This is a genomic window from Streptomyces sp. B6B3 (assembly GCF_039871525.1).
In the GTDB taxonomy this organism is placed as follows: domain Bacteria; phylum Actinomycetota; class Actinomycetes; order Streptomycetales; family Streptomycetaceae; genus Streptomyces.
The window spans coordinates 246,769-265,787 of the sequence record NZ_JBDPLU010000001.1 but is presented as its reverse complement, the minus strand read 5'-3'; the positions used below and the strand labels follow the sequence as shown (position 1 = coordinate 265,787).

Annotated in this window: 16 protein-coding genes; 8 read left to right on the top strand and 8 right to left on the bottom strand. The window is 72.0% G+C overall.

Annotation, left to right across the window (positions count from 1 at the left end):
• Nucleotides 1-16 precede the first annotated feature (16 nt).
• Nucleotides 17-2,038 carry a glycoside hydrolase family 48 protein gene (locus ABGB06_RS01115; RefSeq protein WP_347584661.1) on the bottom strand — a complete coding sequence of 674 codons (2,022 nt, stop codon included), beginning with the start codon at nucleotides 2,036-2,038 and terminating at the stop codon, nucleotides 17-19.
• A 631-nt stretch (nucleotides 2,039-2,669) separates the two neighbouring features.
• Here ABGB06_RS01115 and ABGB06_RS01110 point away from each other — a divergent pair.
• On the top strand, nucleotides 2,670-4,043 hold the full coding sequence (locus tag ABGB06_RS01110) for a glycoside hydrolase family 6 protein (protein WP_347584660.1): 1,374 nt from the start codon (nucleotides 2,670-2,672) through the stop codon (nucleotides 4,041-4,043).
• A 252-nt stretch (nucleotides 4,044-4,295) separates the two neighbouring features.
• On the opposite strand, the gene ABGB06_RS01105 is transcribed toward ABGB06_RS01110, so the two are convergent.
• Nucleotides 4,296-5,186 carry an SAM-dependent methyltransferase gene (locus ABGB06_RS01105; RefSeq protein WP_347584659.1) on the bottom strand — a complete coding sequence of 297 codons (891 nt, stop codon included), beginning with the start codon at nucleotides 5,184-5,186 and terminating at the stop codon, nucleotides 4,296-4,298.
• 252 nt (nucleotides 5,187-5,438) lie between these two features.
• On the bottom strand, nucleotides 5,439-6,476 hold the full coding sequence (locus ABGB06_RS01100; protein WP_347584657.1) for a LacI family DNA-binding transcriptional regulator: 1,038 nt from the start codon (nucleotides 6,474-6,476) through the stop codon (nucleotides 5,439-5,441).
• A 236-nt stretch (nucleotides 6,477-6,712) separates the two neighbouring features.
• Between ABGB06_RS01100 and ABGB06_RS01095 the strand changes: the two genes are divergently transcribed.
• From ABGB06_RS01095 to ABGB06_RS01080, 4 genes are read left to right on the top strand one after another with little or no spacing between them, the layout of a single operon-like run.
• Complete coding sequence (locus ABGB06_RS01095; protein WP_347584656.1) at nucleotides 6,713-8,044, top strand: extracellular solute-binding protein; 1,332 nt, start codon at nucleotides 6,713-6,715, stop codon at nucleotides 8,042-8,044.
• Between the two features lie 12 nt (nucleotides 8,045-8,056).
• Nucleotides 8,057-9,118, top strand: coding sequence for a sugar ABC transporter permease (locus ABGB06_RS01090; RefSeq protein WP_347584655.1), 1,062 nt, complete (start codon nucleotides 8,057-8,059; stop codon nucleotides 9,116-9,118).
• Nucleotides 9,118-10,047, top strand: coding sequence for a carbohydrate ABC transporter permease (locus ABGB06_RS01085; RefSeq protein WP_347584654.1), 930 nt, complete (start codon nucleotides 9,118-9,120; stop codon nucleotides 10,045-10,047). The genes ABGB06_RS01090 and ABGB06_RS01085 overlap by 1 nt, the downstream gene beginning before the upstream one ends.
• Before the next feature lie 53 nt (nucleotides 10,048-10,100).
• A complete protein-coding gene (locus ABGB06_RS01080; protein ID WP_347584653.1) occupies nucleotides 10,101-11,513 on the top strand; it encodes a GH1 family beta-glucosidase in 1,413 nt (470 codons plus the stop codon).
• Nucleotides 11,514-11,976: 463 nt separating this feature from the next.
• Here ABGB06_RS01080 and ABGB06_RS01075 read toward each other — a convergent pair whose 3' ends face one another.
• Together ABGB06_RS01075 and ABGB06_RS01070 are read right to left on the bottom strand one after the other, a co-directional pair.
• A complete protein-coding gene (locus tag ABGB06_RS01075) occupies nucleotides 11,977-12,837 on the bottom strand; it encodes a fused MFS/spermidine synthase (protein ID WP_347584652.1) in 861 nt (286 codons plus the stop codon).
• Nucleotides 12,838-13,374: 537 nt separating this feature from the next.
• Complete coding sequence (locus ABGB06_RS01070) at nucleotides 13,375-13,701, bottom strand: hypothetical protein (protein ID WP_347584650.1); 327 nt, start codon at nucleotides 13,699-13,701, stop codon at nucleotides 13,375-13,377.
• 178 nt (nucleotides 13,702-13,879) lie between these two features.
• Between ABGB06_RS01070 and ABGB06_RS01065 the strand changes: the two genes are divergently transcribed.
• Nucleotides 13,880-15,313, top strand: coding sequence for a tetratricopeptide repeat protein (locus ABGB06_RS01065; protein ID WP_347584649.1), 1,434 nt, complete (start codon nucleotides 13,880-13,882; stop codon nucleotides 15,311-15,313).
• Nucleotides 15,314-15,381: 68 nt separating this feature from the next.
• Here the strand turns inward: ABGB06_RS01065 and ABGB06_RS01060 are convergent, their stop codons facing one another.
• The 3 genes from ABGB06_RS01060 to ABGB06_RS01050 all read right to left on the bottom strand — a co-directional run bounded on the left by ABGB06_RS01060 (nucleotide 15,382) and on the right by ABGB06_RS01050 (nucleotide 17,522).
• On the bottom strand, nucleotides 15,382-15,792 hold the full coding sequence (locus ABGB06_RS01060; RefSeq protein WP_347584648.1) for a VOC family protein: 411 nt from the start codon (nucleotides 15,790-15,792) through the stop codon (nucleotides 15,382-15,384).
• Nucleotides 15,737-16,720, bottom strand: coding sequence for a helix-turn-helix domain-containing protein (locus ABGB06_RS01055; RefSeq protein ID WP_347584647.1), 984 nt, complete (start codon nucleotides 16,718-16,720; stop codon nucleotides 15,737-15,739). Before ABGB06_RS01055 ends, ABGB06_RS01060 begins: the two co-directional genes overlap by 56 nt.
• 205 nt (nucleotides 16,721-16,925) lie before the next feature.
• Nucleotides 16,926-17,522 (bottom strand): histidine phosphatase family protein, encoded by a 597-nt coding sequence (locus tag ABGB06_RS01050; RefSeq protein WP_347584646.1) that lies wholly within the window; start codon nucleotides 17,520-17,522, stop codon nucleotides 16,926-16,928.
• Nucleotides 17,523-17,689: 167 nt separating this feature from the next.
• On the opposite strand from ABGB06_RS01050, the gene ABGB06_RS01045 reads away from it, so the two are divergent.
• Together ABGB06_RS01045 and ABGB06_RS01040 are read left to right on the top strand one after the other, a co-directional pair.
• The gene (locus tag ABGB06_RS01045) at nucleotides 17,690-18,589 is read left to right on the top strand and encodes a phosphatase PAP2 family protein (RefSeq protein WP_347584645.1); all 900 of its coding nucleotides are present in this window, start codon (nucleotides 17,690-17,692) and stop codon (nucleotides 18,587-18,589) included.
• A gap of 36 nt (nucleotides 18,590-18,625) precedes the next feature.
• Nucleotides 18,626-18,991: a hypothetical protein gene (locus ABGB06_RS01040; protein ID WP_347584644.1), complete on the top strand. Its 366-nt coding sequence runs from the start codon at nucleotides 18,626-18,628 to the stop codon at nucleotides 18,989-18,991.
• Nucleotides 18,992-19,019: the final 28 nt, after the last annotated feature.

Here is a 19,019-nt window from a genome sequence, read left to right as displayed (position 1 = left end):
GTCCCTCACACCGCTTTTACACGCCCTCGCCGAAGAGGATCGTGTAGGTGGCCAGGGCGACAGCGGCGTCGCACTGCGCCCAGAAGCGGTGGTAGTTGAACGTCGGCACTTCGCCGCCGTTCAGGTAGTCCTCGACCTTGCCCCAGTCGGGGTCGTCGCGCAGGAAGGACCGGATCGAGTCGAAGGTGGCGCCGGGCTCGATCACGTCGCCGTTCGGCATGGTCCCGCTGAAGCCGGACGGGATGTAGACCTCGGCGACCAGGCGGTCGTAGGCGTCCTTCTCCTCGGGCACCGAGACGCCGAGGTCGTCCGCCTTCGTCAGGATGCCCTCCAGCAGACCCTCGGCCGCGGCCTGGGCCTCCGCGTTGCCGGAGGCGGCGGCGTAGTACGCGAGGGTGTTCGCCAGCGAACCGGTGATGCCCACGTCCTGGGTGTAGTTGGCCACCGAGACGTGCAGACCGGCGTTGTCGCCCGGGTTGCTCGCGTTCCACTCGTCGGGCTCGCCGGACCACTCCAGGGTGGACGGGATCTGGTAGTCGGCACCGGTGGTGATCTCGCTGAGCACCCACGGGACCCACTTGTCCAGGATCTCCCCGGCCATCGCGTCGCCCGAGACGTAGTAGTACTCGGCCATCCGCTGCATCGACCAGGCCTGGAAGCCGAACCAGTTGTTCGACGGCGGGTCGTGGTAGACCGGCTGCCAGTCGTAGGCCATGCCGTAGAAGGTGGGGGTGCCCGACGGCGGCTGGCCGTACGCGCCCTCCCAACTGTTGGTGGCACCGCCGGCGATGCCGCCCTCGGCGGACTGCAGCCACCGGTAGAACTCCACCTGCCGGGTCAGGCTCTGGCCCCAGTCCTCGCCCGCGGTGGCGCCCTGCGGGGTCATCCCGCCCTCGGAGAGCGCGTACGCGGCCATCGGGTTCTGGTAGCCGAAGTGGCAGTGGCTGGAGCCGATCCGCCAGGCCCAGCCGGCGTTCGTGTCCAGGGCGCCGCCCCAGGCGTAGTACCAGGAGAGCAGGTAGTGGCAGCTGTCCTTGCCGCTGCCGGGGGCGCAGCTGTCGGGGCTGGTGCAGTCGCCAATGGTCTTGAAGTACTTGTCATACATGGCGTACCGCAGGTAGTCGCCCATCATGGACGCCTTCTCCACCACGTCCGCGACGGCGCCCGCGTTGCCCTGCTCCGTCGCCCACTCGTTGGCCCAGTAGGCGGCCTGGATAGCGCGCGCGTCGGCGTCGGGGGCGTTGGTGTAGCGCCACTGCTGGGCGTAGCTCTGGTCGCCCACGAACAGGTCGAGGTAACCGTTCTCGCCGCCGTAGCTGAAGTCCTCGATGGAGGGGTGCGGCACGGTCTCGAAGACCGACTCCTGCGGACCGCGCTGGTAGGTGTTGATGAACGTCGGCCCGTCGCCGTAGCCGTAGACGTTGTCCACGTCCTGGATCCAGTGCATGCCGTAGATGTCGTCGGTGCCGTAGGCGGACGACAGCTCCTGGGCGAGCGGGTCGGAGCCGACCGCGACGTCGGGGTCCAGGGCCGACGGGTACGACTCCGGCTCGTTGTACTCGCTGGCGTAGGTGGCCGGAGAGGACGGGTCGTAGAAGCTGTTCGTGGGCTGCTGGTCCGAGGCCGGGATCATGTGGTCTTCCATGACCTGCCAGGCGTCGTTGAACGGGCCCCACTCCCCGGTGATCCGCCCGTACAGCGCCTCCAGCCAGATCAGGTACGAGTACGCCTCGGAGGTCGTCTCGTGGCCGTGGTCCGGCGCCTCGACCAGCAGGGTCTCGATCGAGTGGTAAGGAATGCCCTCGGGCGAGAAGTAGCCCCCGGCCTTGATCTTGTCGTACAGCTCCAGGAACTGCTGCTCGTACTGCAGAACGCTGGGGCCGTCCTTCGTGCCGGTGCCACCCTGGGCGCCGGATGCCAGCTTGATGGACAACGGCAGCGACAGCGCCGCGGTGCCCGCCAGCACGGCGCGCCGGGGCACCCTCGACTTTCGATGGGTCGAGGGCTTCTCGTCAGGTGATCCACTTTGGATCCGCATCGGGCCTCCTCGCGGCTCGGTGGGGGTGAGGGGCAGTGCACGCCGTGTGACGTGCACACGGAAACCAGTGGGAGCGCTCCCAAGCATCGGAGCTGCCTCAGTGATGCGTCAAGACCCTTGACACAACCGGCCGCTGACGGGCAGGTCAGCGGTAATTTCTCGAACGACCCCTTGGCGAGACGGGGTGTTGTGCCCTACCGTCCCTTCAACCAGTGGGAGCGGTCCCAAGAGTCAGGCGCCAAGGACGGCGCGCCATGACGACCGGAGCGCTCCGAATGCACCCCCCACCCTCCCCAACCAGCCCCCACAGTTCCCGTCACGAGCCGCTCGGCTCCGCCCTGCCGTCCCGGATACCCGCCGGGACCGGCCAGGGCTGCCCGCCGCCTCACACCACCACGCGATCGGTGGCACGTACACCTGTGCCCAGGGCCGAGGCGCCATCCGCGCCCCGGTCGCGCCGCCACGCGCGAGTCGGCCAGCCCGTGCGGCACGACGGAAGCGCGCGGGGGTGGGAGCACGGCGGTGTCCCCCGGCCTACGTCACCCGGTCGCCAGACCGCGCCGCCCGCCGGCGTATGACACCAGAACCACAGCAGGACACAGCGGAGAACCTTTCTGGAGGAAGGAACCCAATGAGCCGCAGCAACCCCCCACGGCACCGCCGAGGTCGCCGGCCCGCGTTGTACGCGGGCGCGCTGGTATCCGCGGTCGCCCTCACGGCCGGCACCCTGAGCTTCGCCTCGGCCGACGAGGGCCCGGTCACCTTCGAGCGGGTGGACAACCCCTACCAGGGCGCGGGCGTCTACGTGAACCCGGACTGGTCAGCCAACGCGGAGGCCAGCGGTGGCAGCGCCATCGCCGACCAGCCCACCGCGGTGTGGTTGGACCGGATCGAGGCCATCACGGGTGGCTCCGCCGGGAACAGCACCGGCCTGGAGGAGCACCTGCAGCGCGCGGTGGAGCAGGCCAACGGCGAGCCGTACGTGTTCCAGATGGTCACCTACAACCTGCCGGGCCGTGACTGCTCGGCCCTGGCCTCCAACGGCCAGCTCGGGCCGGAGGAGATCGACCGGTACAAGACGGAGTTCATCGACCCGATCGCGGAGATCGTCGGCGAGTACGCCACGGCGAACCCCAACCTCCGCATCGTGAACATCGTCGAGATCGACTCGCTGCCGAACCTCGTCACCAATGTCGGCAGCCGTGAGACGGCGACGCCCGAGTGCGACGTGATGCTGGCCAACGGCAACTACCAGGAAGGCGTCTCGTACAACGTCGGCACGCTCGGCGAGTACGAGAACGTCTACAACTACCTGGACGCCGGTCACTGGGGCTGGCTCGGCTGGGACTCCAACTTCCAGCCGGCGGCCGACCTGTTCAACGAGGTCATCAACACCGCCCCGTCCAGCCCCGACAAGGTCGCCGGCGTCGCGGTGAACGTCGCCAACTACGGCGCGCTCGACGAGCCCAACTTCGAGATCACCGAGACGATCGCCGGCACCCCGGTGCGCCAGTCGGAGTGGATCGACTGGAACCAGTACGAGGACAACACCGACTTCGGCCTGGACTTCGCCGCCGCGGTCGACGGTAACCACGGTCTGATCATCGACACCTCCCGCAACGGGTGGGGTCCGGAGCTCCCGGGTCCCGGCCCGGAGACCAGCGTCGACGAGTACGTCAACGAGGGCCGCGTCGACCAGCGGTTCCAGACCGGCAACTGGTGCAACCAGTCCGGTGCCGGCCTCGGTGAGCGGCCGCAGGCCGCGCCCGCCTCGGGTATCGACGCCTACGCGTGGATCAAGCCCCCGGGGGAGTCGGACGGCGCCAGTGAGGAGATCCCGAACGACGAGGGCAAGGGCTTCGACCGGATGTGCGACCCCACCTACGAGGGGAACCCGCGCAACAACTACAACATGTCCGGTGCCCTGGGCGACGCCCCGCTCTCCGGCCACTGGTTCGACGCCCAGTTCCAGGAGCTGATGGCGAACGCCTACCCGCCCCTGTGAGCCACCCCGGCCGATCCCCTCGGCCATGAGTCCCCCCCGGTTCCCAGCCGAGTGAGGGCTGCCACACCCTGGCACCACCCCGCACCACCATGAGAAACCCCCCACAGCACCCGCCCCCGCTGCCCGCCAGGCAGCGGGGGCGGGTTGCCAGGCGGCCCGCGGCGCGGCCGACCCGACATGGGTCGGCAGGCACGGTCAGCCAGGCGCGGTCGGCCCGCACGGCCGCCCGCAGGCGCAGTCAGCCAGGCACGGTCAGCCAGGCACGGTTCGGTCCGCGGGCTTGCGCCCCATGCCGCCGGCCATCATCAGACCGCTGTGGTCCAGCGGCTCGTTGACCGGCTCGTCGGGACGCCACAGGGGCAGCGGCACGACGCCGGGGTCGAGCAGCTCGAAACCGTCGAAGAACCCGCCGATCTCCTCGAGCGTTCGCAACTGCCCTCGTCCCAGCGCCTTGAGCAGGACGCCCTCCAGGGCCCGGGCCTCGGGGAAGGAGCTGCAGAAGTGGCTGATGAAGAGGTGACTTCCCGGAGCCAGCCGGTCCTTGTAGGCGTTGACCACGCCCACCGGGTCCTCGTCGTCGCGCACGTGGTGGATCACCGCGAGCAGCACCAGACCCACCGGCCGCGAGAAGTCGAGGAAGCCCGCCACCCCCGGGTGGCCGAACACGCCCTCGACGTCCAGCAGATCGGCCGTGATCACTCTGGTGTTCGGGTTCCTGGCCAGCAGCGCGTGGCCGTGGGCCAGCACGATCGGATCGTTGTCGACGTAGACCACCCGGGCGTCCGGGTTGACCGCCTGGGCGACCTCGTGGGTGTTCTGCGCGGACGGCAGGCCGGAGCCGAGGTCGAGGAACTGGTCGACGCCCTGTTCCGCGAGGTGGCGCACGCCGCGGATGAGCAGGTCGCGGTTCACCCTGGCGCTGCCCACGGCGGCCGGGGAGATCTTCCTGGCCTCCTCGATGACCGCGCGGTCCACCGGATAGTTGTCCTTGCCGCCGAGTCCCGCGTCGTAGACCCGGGCGATGCTGGGCCTCGTGGTGTCGATCTCGGGCAGCTCGTACCCGGGCTCGCCGTCGGTCCAGCTCCAGTCGTACGGCCGGACCTCGCCGCCCGCAGGCCCGTCGCTTCCGCCACGGTCGCTCACGGTGGCCCAACTCCCTCCGCACTCAGTCGGTTTCCAACAGTTTCACACGGTGGTGTGGCACCCCTGGTCCCGCCCGCCCCCCTGGGGCGGGAAACCAGCGGAAAATCGGCGCAGAACCAGTACACATCCAGCGCCGAAGCGTCGTCGAAGACACGCGGGGCCTCCGCGAGCCGGCGTGGGTACGCGATCCCGGCGCCCCGCACGCGCCGCGGTCGCTCCGCACCATGCCGCCCCGGACTACGCCGCCCCCGACTACGACGAGGCCCGGCGCACCAGCTCGGTGGGCAGCACCAGCCGTGGACGCTCCGGCGCGTCGTCCCCGATCTCCGACAGCAGGGTGCGGGTCATCGCCCGGCCCATGGCGACGGTCGGCTGGTTGACGCTGGTGAGCGCCGGATCCATGTGCCGGGCCAGCGCCGAGTCCTCGAAGCCCACGAGCGCCACGTCGCCGGGAACCGAACGGCCCAGCTCGCGCAGCGCCCGCCGGGCGCCGACGGCCATCAGGTCGGAGGCGCAGAAGACCCCGTCGAGCTCGGGACGCCGGCGCAGCAGCGTGCGCATGGCCACGTACCCGCTCTCCTCGGTGAAGTCGCCGCGCTCCATCAGCGCCTCGTCCACCTCGCGCCCCGCGGCCCGCAGCGCCTCCCGGTACCCGTCGAGCCGGCACTGGGCGACGTACATGTCGGCGGGCCCGGTGATGGTCGCGACCATGCCCCGGCCCCGGCCCAGCAGGTGCTCCACGGCCAGCTGCGCGCCGCCCTCGTTGTCACAGTCCACGAACGGCACCTGCTCGTCCGCGGACCTGCGGCCCGTCATCACGGCCGGAATGCCGGCCGCGGCCAGCTGGTCGGGCAGCGGGTCGTCGCCGTGCACCGAGATCAGCAGCACCCCGTCGACCCGGTTGCTCGCCGCGTACTGGGTGAAGCGCTCCCGCTCCCTGGGCGTGCGGATGAGGGTGAGGAGCAGCTGGATGTCGGTGTCGGCCAGCTCGGAGCTGACGCCGCGGATGATGCCGGAGAAGAAGGGTTCGGCGAACAGCCGCTCCTCCGGCTCCGGCACCACCAGCGCGATGGCGTCCGAGCGGTTTGCGGCCAGCGCCCTGGCCGCCCGGTGGGGCACGTATCCCAGGTCCGAGATGGCCTGCTGGACCGCCGCCCGGGTCCGGTCGCTGACCCGCGGAGATCCGTTGATCACCCGCGAGACCGTGCCTCGCCCGACCCCCGCGCGCGCCGCGACTTGTTCAAGTGTCGGTCTTCCGTCGCGGCCCGTGCCGCGCCCTGCAACTGCCATCGTTCCTCCCGGTTCCGCCCCGGATCCAACTACATCACGGATACCGAGACGCACTGTCTGACGTCTTGACACTCGCCGAAGGCTCAGGAACCCTTCAACTCATCACATCTGGGAGCGCTCCCACACGCCCCAAACCCTACAGAACCCGTACGTTCCGAGCCCAGGCCCCACCCCCCACATGTCGATACCACCCGGCCGGGAAGGCAACGTCAGTGCGCCAGGAGGACGACGACGTCATGCGCAGTATTCACCGCCCATCCAAGCCACCGCGCCGCCGGACCCGCAGAGCTCTTGCGATCGGTCTGACCGCCACTCTCGCTGCCACCGCGCTCGCCGCCTGCAGCAGCGACGATGAGGGCGGCAGCGAAGGCGGCGACGAGGAGATCACGCTCAGCGTGGGTCTCTTCGGCACCATCGCGTACGAGGCCGCCGGGCTGTACGACGAGTACGAGCGGCTGCACCCCAATATCACCATTGAACAGACCTCCCCGCAGGAGAACGACGACTACATTCGTCAGCTGCGGAACCGCCTCACCCAGAACAGCGGCCTGGCCGACATCCAGGCGATCGAGGTCGGCAACATCGCCGAGATGGCCGGCGAGCTCAGCCCTCGTTGGGTCGACTTCAACGAGTACGACGTGAACCTGGACCACTTCCAGCCCTGGAAGGTCGACCAGGCCACCGACGAGGACGGCCGCGTCATCGGCCTCGGCTACGACATCGGCCCGATGGCCATCTGCTACCGCACCGACCTCTTCGAGGAGGCCGGGCTGCCCACCGACCGCGAGGAGGTCGGCGAGCTGTGGGCCGGCGACTGGAACGCCTACCTGGACGTCGGTGACGACTTCATCGACGGCACCTCGGGCGACGCCGCGTTCGTCGACTCGGCCGCGAGCCTCTTCAACGCCGCTGTCTACGGCTACGACGAGACCTTCTACAACGAGGCCGGCGAGACGATCTACGACGACAGCCCGGCCGTCCAGGACGCCTGGGACCTGTCCGTCCGGGCCGCCCAGACCGACGGCATGAGCGCCCAGCTGGACCAGTTCTCGCAGGAGTGGAACCGCGCGTTCGCCAACAGCGACTTCGCCACCATCGCCTGCCCGGCCTGGATGCTCGGCTCCATCGAGGAGTACTCGGCCGAGGACGGCGAGGGCAACTGGGACGTCGCCGCCGCGCCGATGGCGTCCAACTGGGGTGGCTCCTTCATCGGCGTGCCCGAGGCCGCCGAGCACAAGGAGGAGGCCATCGAGCTGGCCGCCTGGCTGAGCGCCCCCGAGCAGCAGGCCAAGATCTTCGCCGAGACCGCCGCGTTCCCCAGCTCCGCCGAGGCGACCACGCTGCCCGAGGTGCAGGACGCCACCAGCGCGTACTTCAACGACGCGCCCATCGGTCAGATCTTCGCGGCCTCCGCGGCCGAGATCCCCGCCGCCGTCATCGGCACGCACACCTACACCATCCAGGCCGAGTTCACCAACGGCCTGGTGCAGATCGAGCAGCAGGGCGCGTCCCCCGACAGTGCCTGGGACGACACGCTCTCCTCACTAGACAACGCGATCGCGGAGTGACCGGGACCGTTCATGACCACTGACCACACCGCCGCCGCGCCTCCCGGATCACCGGGGGGCGCGGCCCCGCGCCCGGCGCCGGCCCTCTCGAAGTCGCCGCCTGGCGGAACGCCGGCGCCGCCGAAGGACGGGCCCGCTCCGAAGACCTCCTGGCGTTCGCGTCGTTACCGCTGGGACGTGAAGTACAGCCCGTACGGGTTCATCGCGCCGTTCTTCCTCTTCTTCGGCGCCGTCGGACTCTTCCCCCTGCTCTACACGGGTTGGTCGGCGCTGCACGACGTGTCGATGATCAGCCCGAACGAGATGGAGTGGGTCGGCTTCGAGAACTTCACCCGACTGTGGAGCGACGAGTTCTTCTGGAACGCGTTCCGCAACACCTTCACGATCGGGATCATCTCGACCGTCCCGCAGCTGGCCATGGCCCTGGGCCTGGCCCATCTGCTCAACTACAAGCTGCGCGGGAGCATGTTCTTCCGCGTCGCGATCCTCGCCCCGTACGCCACCTCGATCGCCGCCGCCGCGCTGGTGTTCGCGATGCTCTACGGCCGCGAGTACGGCATGATCAACTGGGCCCTGGGCCTGGTCGGGGTGGACAACGTCAACTGGGAGGCGGGCACCTGGACCTCGCAGTTCGCGGTGTCCACCATCGTCATCTGGCGCTGGACCGGCTACAACACCCTGATCTACCTCGCCGCCATGCAGGCCGTCCCCGGCGACCTGTACGAGTCGGCGGCGCTGGACGGCGCCAGCAGGTGGCAGCAGTTCCGGCACGTCACGATCCCCGCGCTGCGGCCGACGATCCTGTTCACGATCGTCGTCTCGACGATCGGCGCCACCCAGATCTTCGGTGAGCCGCTGCTCTTCGGCGAGGGCCAGCCGGACGGCGGCGCGCAGGGCCAGTACCAGACGCTCGGCCTGTACATGTACGAGATGGGCTGGACCAACCTGCAGCTCGGCCGCGCGGCGGCCATCGCGTGGGCGATGTTCCTCCTGCTGATCATCATCGGGGTCGTGTACTCCCTGCTCACCCGCTGGGTGGGCCGGAGCAGCGGCACCAGCGCCGAGGAGGCGTGATGGCGACGACCACAACGAACACGCCGACCGACGCGGCGGCCCCCCGGGTCCGGCCGCAGCCACCGGCGCCACCCCGCCGAGGGCGAGGCCGGCGGGCCGGCAGTGCGGGCCGGCAGCTGCACGGCGGCTGGCTCACCTACACCATCCTGATCATCTTCACCATCGGCTCCCTGATACCGCTGGTCTGGGCCCTGATCGCCTCCTCGCACAACAACTCCTCGCTGGCCAAGACCCCGCCGCCCTTCTGGTTCGGCGGCGAGATGGCCAGCAACTGGAAGTTCGCGTGGGAGCAGGCCCACATGGGCACGGCCATGCTGAACACCCTGGTGGTGGCCGGGACGATCACCCTCAGCACGGTGCTGTTCTGCACCCTGGCCGGCTTCGCCTTCGCCAAGCTCCGCTTCCGGGCGAAGAACGTGCTGATGCTGCTGGTCATCGGCACCATGATGGTGCCGCCCCAGCTGACCGTGGTGCCCCTGTTCATGTGGGTCTCCGAACTGGGCTGGACCGACCATCTCCAGGCGGTCATCGTGCCGCAGCTGGTGGCCGCGTTCGGCGTGTTCTTCATGCGCCAGTACCTGGTCCAGGCGCTGCCGTCGGAGATCATCGAGGCCGCCCGGGTGGACGGCGCCCACAGTCTGCGGATCGTCTGGCACGTCGTGTTCCCGGCCGCCAGACCCGCGATGGCCGTGCTGGGGATGCTCACCTTCGTGATGGCCTGGAACGAGTTCTTCTGGCCGATCATCGCCCTCACGGAGGAGAACCCGACGGTGCAGGTCGCCCTGACCGCCATCCCGCAGGGGTACGTCCCCAACGAGGGAGCGATCATGGCCGGTGCGGTCATCGGCACTCTCCCGCTGCTGGTGGCGCTGGCCCTGTTCGGCAAGCAGATCGTGGGCGGCATCATGCACGGAGCGGTCAAAGGCTGATCACCTACCAAGGTCCACATACTCTCTTCGAGCGAGAAAATGGGAGCGCTTCCATGACTCAAAACGAACCCCGAGTCTTTCCACCGGACTTCGTGTGGGGGGCGGCCACCGCGTCGTACCAGATCGAGGGTGCCGCCCGCGAGGGCGGCCGTACCCCGTCCATCTGGGACACCTTCAGCCACACTCCGGGCCGGGTGCTGGGCGGCGACACCGGCGACGTCGCCTGCGACCACTTCCACCGCTTCCGCGACGACATCGACCTGATGGCCGGACTCGGCCTGGGTGCGTACCGGTTCTCCGTCTCCTGGTCCCGCGTCCAGCCGACGGGCCGCGGCCCGGCCGTGCAGACCGGCCTGGACTTCTACCGCGAGCTGGTCGACGGCCTGCTGGAGCGCGGCATCGCGCCGGCGCTCACCCTCTACCACTGGGACCTCCCGCAGGAGCTGGAGGACGCGGGCGGCTGGCCGGCGCGCGAGACGGCCGAGCGGTTCGCCGAGTACGCCACGATCGTCGGTGAGGCGCTGGGCGACCGGGTGGCCATGTGGACCACCCACAACGAGCCCTTCTGCGCCGCGCTCCTCGGCTACGGCTCCGGCGTGCACGCCCCGGGCCGCACCGAGCCCGAGTCCATGCTGAAGGCCGCGCACCACCTGAACCTCTCGCACGGCCTCGCCACCCAGGCGCTGCGCGCCGTGCTGCCGCGCAGCGCGCAGGTCGGCATCACGTTCAACCCGGGCGTGATCCGGCCGTTCTCCGACTCCCCCGAGGACGCCGACGCGGCGCGCCGCATCGACGCGCTGCACACCCGGATCTTCACCGACCCGGTGCTGCACGGCTCCTACCCCCAGGACCTGCGCCAGGACACGGCACGGGTGAGCGACTGGTCCTTCGTGCGGGACGGCGACGAGGCCACCATCCACCAGCCGATCGACTTCCTCGGCCTGAACTACTACACGCCGACCGTGGTGTCCTTCGCCCAGGATGGCGCCGTCAAGGGCAACGACGGCCACGGCGTGTCCGAGCACTCCCAGTGGGTGGGCTCCGAGGACGTGGTGCAGTTCCACCCGGCGCCGGGCGAGGTCACCGACATGGGCTGGGTCATCGACCCCACAGGACTCACCGACCTGCTGCTGCGCTTCCACCGCGAGGTGCCCGGGCTGCCGCTGTACGTCACCGAGAACGGCGCCGCCTGCCCCGACAAGGCCGACGACGCCGGCGTGGTGCACGACTCGGACCGGATCGCGTACGTGCACGGCCACCTCGCGGCGGCGCACAAGGCGATGGAGCAGGGCGTGGACCTGCGCGGCTACTTCCTGTGGTCGCTGCTCGACAACTTCGAGTGGGCGTACGGGTACAGCAAGCGGTTCGGCATGGTGCACGTCGACTTCGAGACCCTGCAGCGCACGCCGAAGGCGAGCGCCCGCTGGTACGCGGAGGTGATCGCCGCGGGCCAGCTGCCCGCGTAGGCGCCTCCCGCTGGACCTTCCCGAAAGGGGGGAAGGGCGTGCCCGACGTTTCCGTCACCGCCCGCACGTCGGGCACGCCAAGGCCCCGGGCCGGTGCACGCCACCCACGGCACCGACCCGGGGCCGTTGTCTTGTCTGCGCCCGCGCCTTGCCGGCGGTTTTCCGGGGGCGGCCGCGAGACACCCACGGCCCGTGGCCGGGCGGGCGCGGGCGCCCGCCGACGTTCCCGGCGTCCCGGCGTCCCGGGGCGAGCCCACCGGCTGGCCCGACGTGACCACGCGAACCCTCGCCCCAGGCACGCCCCGCCGCCAGGCCCCGGCCCCGTGCCGAACGGCACGGCCAACCGCAGTCGCGGCGGGACACGACAGCGGTGCGGACCGGCGGAACTCAGCCGGGATGGGTCAGCCATCGGCCGGTGGTGGGCCCGGTGGGCGGAACGGCGGGGGCGACCGGCGGCAGTCGGTTAGCGGAAGACGCTGGTGGGGGGTGACGGGGAGGGGAGTGCGGTGGCGTCGGTGACGACTGCCGCGCCCGCCGTGAAGTCGGCCAGCGCGCGGTCCGAGAGCAGCCGCGCCGGGCGCGGATCGCCGGCGTAGCGCCTGGTCAGCTCGTCGGCGGGCAGCTCGCGGTCGGCCGCCAGCAGGATCCCGTTGCCGAAGCGGCGTCCCCGGAAGACCCCCGGCTCGGCGGCGAGGCAGACGTGCCGGAAACGGCTGAGCGCGGTGGCCGACTGGCCGCGCAGATGCGCCAGCGGCGGGCCGTCGGTCAGGTTCGCCGCGTACCAGCCGCCCGGGGCCAGCACCCGGCGCACCTCGTCGAGGAACTCGGCACTGGTGCAGTGCGCCGGGGTGCGGGCCTCGGCGAAGACGTCGGTGATCACCAGCTCCGCCCAGCCGTCGGCCAGCTTCGCCAGCAGCGCCCGCGCGTCGGCCGTGCGGGTGCGGATCCGGCAGCCGCGCGGCAACGGCAACTCGCGGCGGACCAGCGCGGTCAGCTCGGTGTCCGGCTCGGCCACCTGCTGCTCGGAACGGGGACGGGTGACGGCCACGTAGCGGGCCATGGTCAGGGCGCCGCCGCCGAGGTGCAGCACGGTGACGGGGCGGCCCGGCGGGGCGACGAGGTCCACGATGTGGCCGAGGCGGCGCTGGTACTCGAACTCCAGCCACGTCGGGTCGGCGAGATCCACGTGCGACTGGGCGGCCCCGTCGATCAGCAGCTCCCAGGCGTCCCGACGGTCCGGGTCGGGCACCAGCTGCGCCAGCCCGCCGCCGACCACCTGGCTCACCACCTCACGGCCCCCGGCCCGCCGTCTCTTCGCCGTCACCCCTCCAGTGTGACGGCATGCCCGGCCGCACCCCCACGCGAGTCCCCCAAGCCGCCCCCACCACACCACAACGCGCCGCCCCGCGCGGACACACGACCGCTCAACCGGCGGTCGCCAGACCGGGACCCGAGGCGTTCTCGGCAGGGACGGCGAGCACCCGCGCGCCAGACAACCCTGCCGCCGACCGTGAGAGCACCCGGTGCTCCCTCACGGGCAGCGGCCGGCACGGGCGAGGGCACCCCACGACGGCACATGCGGCGCTGTGCGGTCCTGTCGCCGGCCGGCGCGCGCGGACCGGCGACACCAGGCGTCTGGCCCGCCCGTCGATGGGCCAAGGCCAAGGCGCGGCCGGCCAAGGCGCGGCCGGGCAGGGCGCGGGGCACCCCGAAGCGAGGTGGTCCCGCCGCAGGCGGCGGGCATTCGGCGAGCGGCGCCGCTCGCCCGGGCCCCGTGGCCCGCCGAGGGCCCGGGCCGGCCGGCGCCGAGCGTAGGGGGCAGGGGGCAGGGCGCCGCGGGAAGTGGCTGCTCGGGAAGTGGCTATGCGCAGCGGTCGATGACCGCGAGGAGGCGGGTGGCCTCGTTGAGGGCCGCGCGGAGCAGGGCGGGTTCGGTGGTCTGGGTGACCGCGCCGTCCGGGGCCACGAGCCAGCCGCTGCCGCCGCGCGCCGCGCGCGCCCGGGTGCACGCGCTGCCCGGCAGGTCCCACGCTTCGGCCGTGCCGGGCGGGACGACGAAGCCGAGCGTGTCGCCCGTCGGGTCGTGCAGCACCGGTCCGACGCCGTCGCGCAGCCGCAGGATGTCCACGGCCTCCAGCCCCTCCCTGGCCGGCACGGTGACGAGTTCGCAGTCCATGGCGTCCACCATGGGGGATCCCTCCTCGGGGGTCGTGGTCGGTCGAGGAGTACAACGCCCGAGGGCTGTCAATGGCTACGGCCGCGGACCCCCGCAAAGGATGGCAGTTCATGGCAGATTCCCGGCTCGATGCCCGGGTTTGTCGTAATTCCGGAGGGAGCGCCGCTTTCTCACCCGGTACCGTCCGGCCATGGGGATGGCAGCATCCGCCGCGCCGGAAGGGAAACCCAACCGAATCTTCCGGGAGTTGCGGGGAGACAGGTCGCCCGGCGAGTTCGCGGCGGCGGTCCGTCGCGCGGCCAGAGAGATCGGCGAACGCGTCGCGTGCGACGCACGGTACATCGGGCGGGTGGAGGCCGGAGAGATCCGCTGCCCTAACTACGCCTACGAACGGGTATTCATCCATATGTTCCCGGGACGCACCCTTACCGATCTGGGGTTCGAGCCACGGCAGGCGGTCCGCGGCAGGGGGGCGCGGACAGGACCGGGGCGGACCGGACCGGGACGGCAGACCAGCACCCCTACCACCGAGGAGAGCGATGTGCTCCGGCGCGCCTTCATGACCGGCGGTTCGGCCGCCCTCGCGTCCCTGGCCTCCCCCCTACAACCCCAGGCCTCCGCCGCGGCCGGCACGCCGGTGGCCAGACCCGGCGGGCTGGCCGGTGGTTCCGCCGTGCTCGGCCGCCCCGGCGAGACGGAGGCCGCCGCGGTGCGCCAGGCGGTGCGGGACATCCGCCTGCTCGACGACCGGTACGGCGCGGACACCCTCTACCGGGCCGCGGGCGAGGCGTTGCGCGCCGCGTACGAACTGGTCGACGCGGGCGCCCGCCGTCAGGCGGTCAACGACCATCTGCACACCTCGGCCGGCGAGCTCGCCGTCTCCGTCGGCTGGCTGGCGCACGACTCGGGGCGGCTGGCCGAGGCCCGCTCGCACTACGCGGAGGCCCTGGCCACGGCTCGGGTCAACGGCGACGCGGGGCTCGAGGCGCACGCGTTCTGCAACACGGCGTTCCTGGCCAGGGACGCCGGCCGTCCGCGGGAAGCGGTGCGCGCGGCGCAGGCCGGGCAGCAGGCGGCGCGCCAGCTGGCGTTCTCCCGACTGCTCGCCTCGCCGCGTCTCGAATCGCTGCTGGCGCTGCGGGAGGCGGGCGGCTGGGCGGGCCTGGGCGACCGGCGCGCCTGCCAGGAGGCGCTGGCCCGGGCGCACAACCTGTTCGGGATGGGCGCGCGCGAGGCGGACCCGGAGTGGCTGGTGTTCTTCGGCGAGGCCGAGCTGGCCAGCCTGGAGGCGCAGTGCTGGGCGGCGCTCGGCGAATGGGCGCGGGCCGCGGAGCACGCGCGGCGGGCCGTCGCGGTCCAGGAGCCGCGTTTCGTGCGGAACATCGCGCTGTTCTCGGCCGAGCTGGCCGGGTATCTGGCGCGGCAGGGCGATCCCGAGGAGGCGGCGGCGGCCGGGCATCGCTCGCTCGACCTGCTGGTCGGCGTGCGGTCCTCGCGGATCTCGGCGATGCTCGCCGGCACGGCGCAGCGCCTGGGGCCGTTCCGGGCCGAGCCGGCGGTCGCCGAGCTGCTGTCCCGGGTCTCCCCCGCGTCCCCGGCCGCGTCGCCCCCACGGCCCGGCTGAGCCGAGTGACCCGCCTCAGCCGTTTGACCCGCCTGACCCGTCTGATCCGGCCGCTGGCGGGCGGCGGCTCAGGCCGTCCTGGGGGTGCCGGCGTAGGTGCCGAACGACCAGAGGTTGCCCTCCGGGTCGCGGACGGCGAACTCCCGGGATCCGTAGTCGGTGTCGGCGAGCGGCCGGACGACCTCGGCCCGGCGCCGCAGCGCCCGCTCGTAGAGGGTGTCCGGGTCGGTGGTGACGACGTAGCCGCCGGCGGTGCCCGGCTCGCGGGACCAGACGTTCCCGGGGCGGTGGCTGCCGAGCATGACGCCGCCGGCGCCCTCGGGCCAGAGGAGTTCGGCGTGGTCGACGGTGTCGCCCTCGCCGTGCCTGGCCGTCTGGACGAAGCCGAAGGTCTCGACGAGGTAGTCGATCAGCGCGGGCGCGTCAGCCGCCTGCAGGGTCAGCCAGACGGCCGGGGTCGGAGACGTGGTGGGGGTCATCGCGGTCGCTCCTGTCCTGGGGGGCGTGGGTGTCATGAGCCCACTCTGACCAGTCCCCGAAGCCGCCGTCTTGTAGGTTTCGGAACTCCCTGGCCAGCCAGGCCCGCGGCGGGAGCCCGGTGAACCGGACGAACTCGTGGGTCAGATGCGGCTGGTCGGAGTAGCCGCAGGCGGCCGCGACGGCGGCGAGGTCGGTGCGCTCGCCGCGCCGCGCGGTGCCGGCGATCCGCGCCGTGGTGTGCTCGAAGCGCATCAGCCGCGCGACGGTCTTCGGGGACCGGCCGACCTCCCGCCGGAACAGGGTGGTGAGGTGCCGCGCGCTCAGCCCCACCCGTTCCGCCACCGCGCCCACCGGGGACCGCCCGCGGCTGCGCTCCAGCAGGTGCCAGGCGTGCGCCAGCTCGGGGCGCACCGCCGCGCTCCGCCGGTCGGCGCGGTGCCGCCGCGCGTCGACGAGATGGTCGGCGACGAGGCCGAACGCCTCCCGCCACCCGGTGGCCTCGGCGACCCGTTCGCGCAGTTCCGCGGCCCGGGCTCCGAGCACGGTGAGCCCGTCGAAGTCGCGCACGCTCAGCTCCGCGCTGGGCACCCCGAACAGCGCGCGGGAGGCCAGCGGGTGCACGGCCAGTTGCACGCCGGCCTGGCCGGGGCGCTGGCGCACGTGGCTCGCCGCCACGTGCAGGCCGCCGAGCACCACTGGGTTCGGCCGCGCGTCCGCCAGGGCCTCGGCCGTCTCCGCGGCCTCCACGCCGTCGTCCAGGCTGACGATGAACGTCAGCGACGCGGACGGCAGCCCGAGGTGGGGGGTGTCCGGCACGTCCAGCGCCCGGTACCCCACCATCGAGGCGACGCCGGGCGCGCTGCGCGGGGGCGCCACGGCGAACTCCCAGCTCGCCGGCGCCTCCGCGTTGCCCATGGGGTCGCCCATGGGCGCCACGCTAGGCGCCGGTCGGGCGCCTGGCCAGCCGTGGGCCCGCAGCACGTGTCACGAAGCCGTGGTCACGCGGCCATGGTCACGCGGCCGTGCCGGTTCCCCGGCCCGCGCGTCCGGACGTCACACGCCGGCGGACGCGCCCCGGCCGCCCGCTCGGAGCGCACACCGGGCGGCGTTCGTCACCTCGGGCAGCGCCTCGTCACTCCAGGTGCCCGGCGTCGTTCCATCGCTCCACGGCCGGATCGCCGTACGCCCAGCCCAGAACGGACAGCGTGGCCGGTGACAGGCCGAGCCGGGCCGCGAAGCGGACGTCCTCGCCGAGCCAGCGCGCCGCGACGGCCCGCAGGATGTGCCCGTGTGCGAAGAGCAACGCGTCGCGGTCCGCTGACCTGGCCCAGCTCACCACCGCGTCCGCCCGCGCCGAGAGCTCCGCCAGGCTCTCCCCGCCGGTCACCCCGTCCCGCCAGATGACCCACTCGCCGCCCCGCCGCTCGGCGACCTGCTCGGAGGTCAGGCCCTCCGCGTCGCCGTAGTCCCATTCCGCGAGCGCGTCCCACGCCGTGCAGCGGTCGCCGAAACCGGCCAGCTCACAGGTCTCCACGGCCCGGGACAGCGGGCTGGAACGCACCGCGACGCCGGGCAGCCCGCGCCACGGCGCCCGGTGCAGCCGCGCGCCGATCGCCTTGGCCTGATCCCGCCCCTCGTCCAGCAGCGGCACGTCGGTGCGCCCGGTGTGGCGCCCGGCCGTGGACCAGGCCGTTCGCCCGTGCCGTACCAGCAGGATCCGCGGCGCCATGTCTGCCTCCCGGCGTCTCACCGATGTCGCACTCATCACACATCATCGCGCACGCAACCGTACGGGCGGTTTTCGCGTCTTCTCGCCCGAGGTCGCCGTACGGTGGACGACTGCTGTTCGGCGGCGGAGGCAGGTTTCGTCGACGCCATCACGGGAGACTGGAACTCATGCTCCGAGACCGGCCACGCTGGTGGACCGAGCTGCTGTTGATCGTGATCGTGTACGGGGCCTACTCGTGCGCGCGCCTGCTCGCGCGAGGCGACGTCAACACGGCCATAGACAACGGTCTGGCGATCCTCCACCTGGAACGTTCCCTCTGGCTCAACGCCGAGCACCCGCTGAACGAGCTGTTCACGCAGGAGGCCTGGCTGGGAGTGCCCTCCTCGTTCGCGTACGCCTCCCTGCACTACCTGGTGACCCCGGCGGTGCTGGTGTGGCTGTTCCGCCGTCGCCCGCTGCACTACCGGCTGATGCGCACCTGGTTGCTCGCCTCGACGCTGCTCGGCCTGGTCGGCTTCACGCTGATGCCGACCAGCCCGCCCCGGCTGCTCGACCCCAGCTACGGCTTCGTGGACAGCATGGCCCAGTACAGCGGCTACGGCTGGTGGTCCGGCGAGGCCAGCGCGCCGAGCGGCATGGGCGACTTCACCAACCAGTACGCGGCGATGCCGAGCCTGCACGTGGGCTGGTCGCTGTGGTGCGGGGTGGCGATGTGGCACTACGGCAGGCGCTCGACGCTGCTGCGCGTCCTCGCCCTCGGCTACCCGCTGACCACCATGCTCGTGGTGATGGGCACCGCCAACCACTACTTCATGGACGCGGTGGCCGGCGTGCTGGTGATGACCGCGGGACTGCTGCTGGCCCGCCCGCTGCTGGGGCTCTCGCACCGGCTCCAGACCCGTTTCGGGTTGGCCAGGCCGACCCCGGGGACGGAGCACGACAGCCTCCAGGTGGCGCGCGGCGGACGGCAGTCCGTGCCGGCCCCCCGCGGTCGCCACCCGGCGGGTCGGGAGCCGTCAGGGCACAATGGCTCTGCACAGCCCAGGGAGCTCGCGCCCCCATCGTGAGCCGCCGCGGCGGAGCCGAACGAGGAGAGCAGTTCGATGGCAGAGTCCGGCCAGTCCCGCCGGCCGCACGGAAACCCCCCGCACTACCGACGCCCAGCCCCGCTCTTCTTCGAGCCGGCGGCGGGGAGAGGCGACGAGGAGGAGCACTTCTTCGACCTGGAGTCGCTCACCGACCCCGGAGAACTCCTCGGCCGCGCCACGGAGCTGGCCGTGGCCTTCCAGACGGCGGCCGACCGCGCCGTCGAGTACCAGGCGATGGCGGCGGCCCAGCTCGCCGACCCGGCCCGTTTCGACCGCCTCCCGGCCGCGGCCATCGCGGACCGCGCGGGCTGGACCGAGGACTACGCGGTGAAGATGATCGACTACGGTCGGGAGCTGCTCCGCCGCCGCCCGACCCGTTGACCAGTCCCGACCGGGTCCCCGCCCAAAC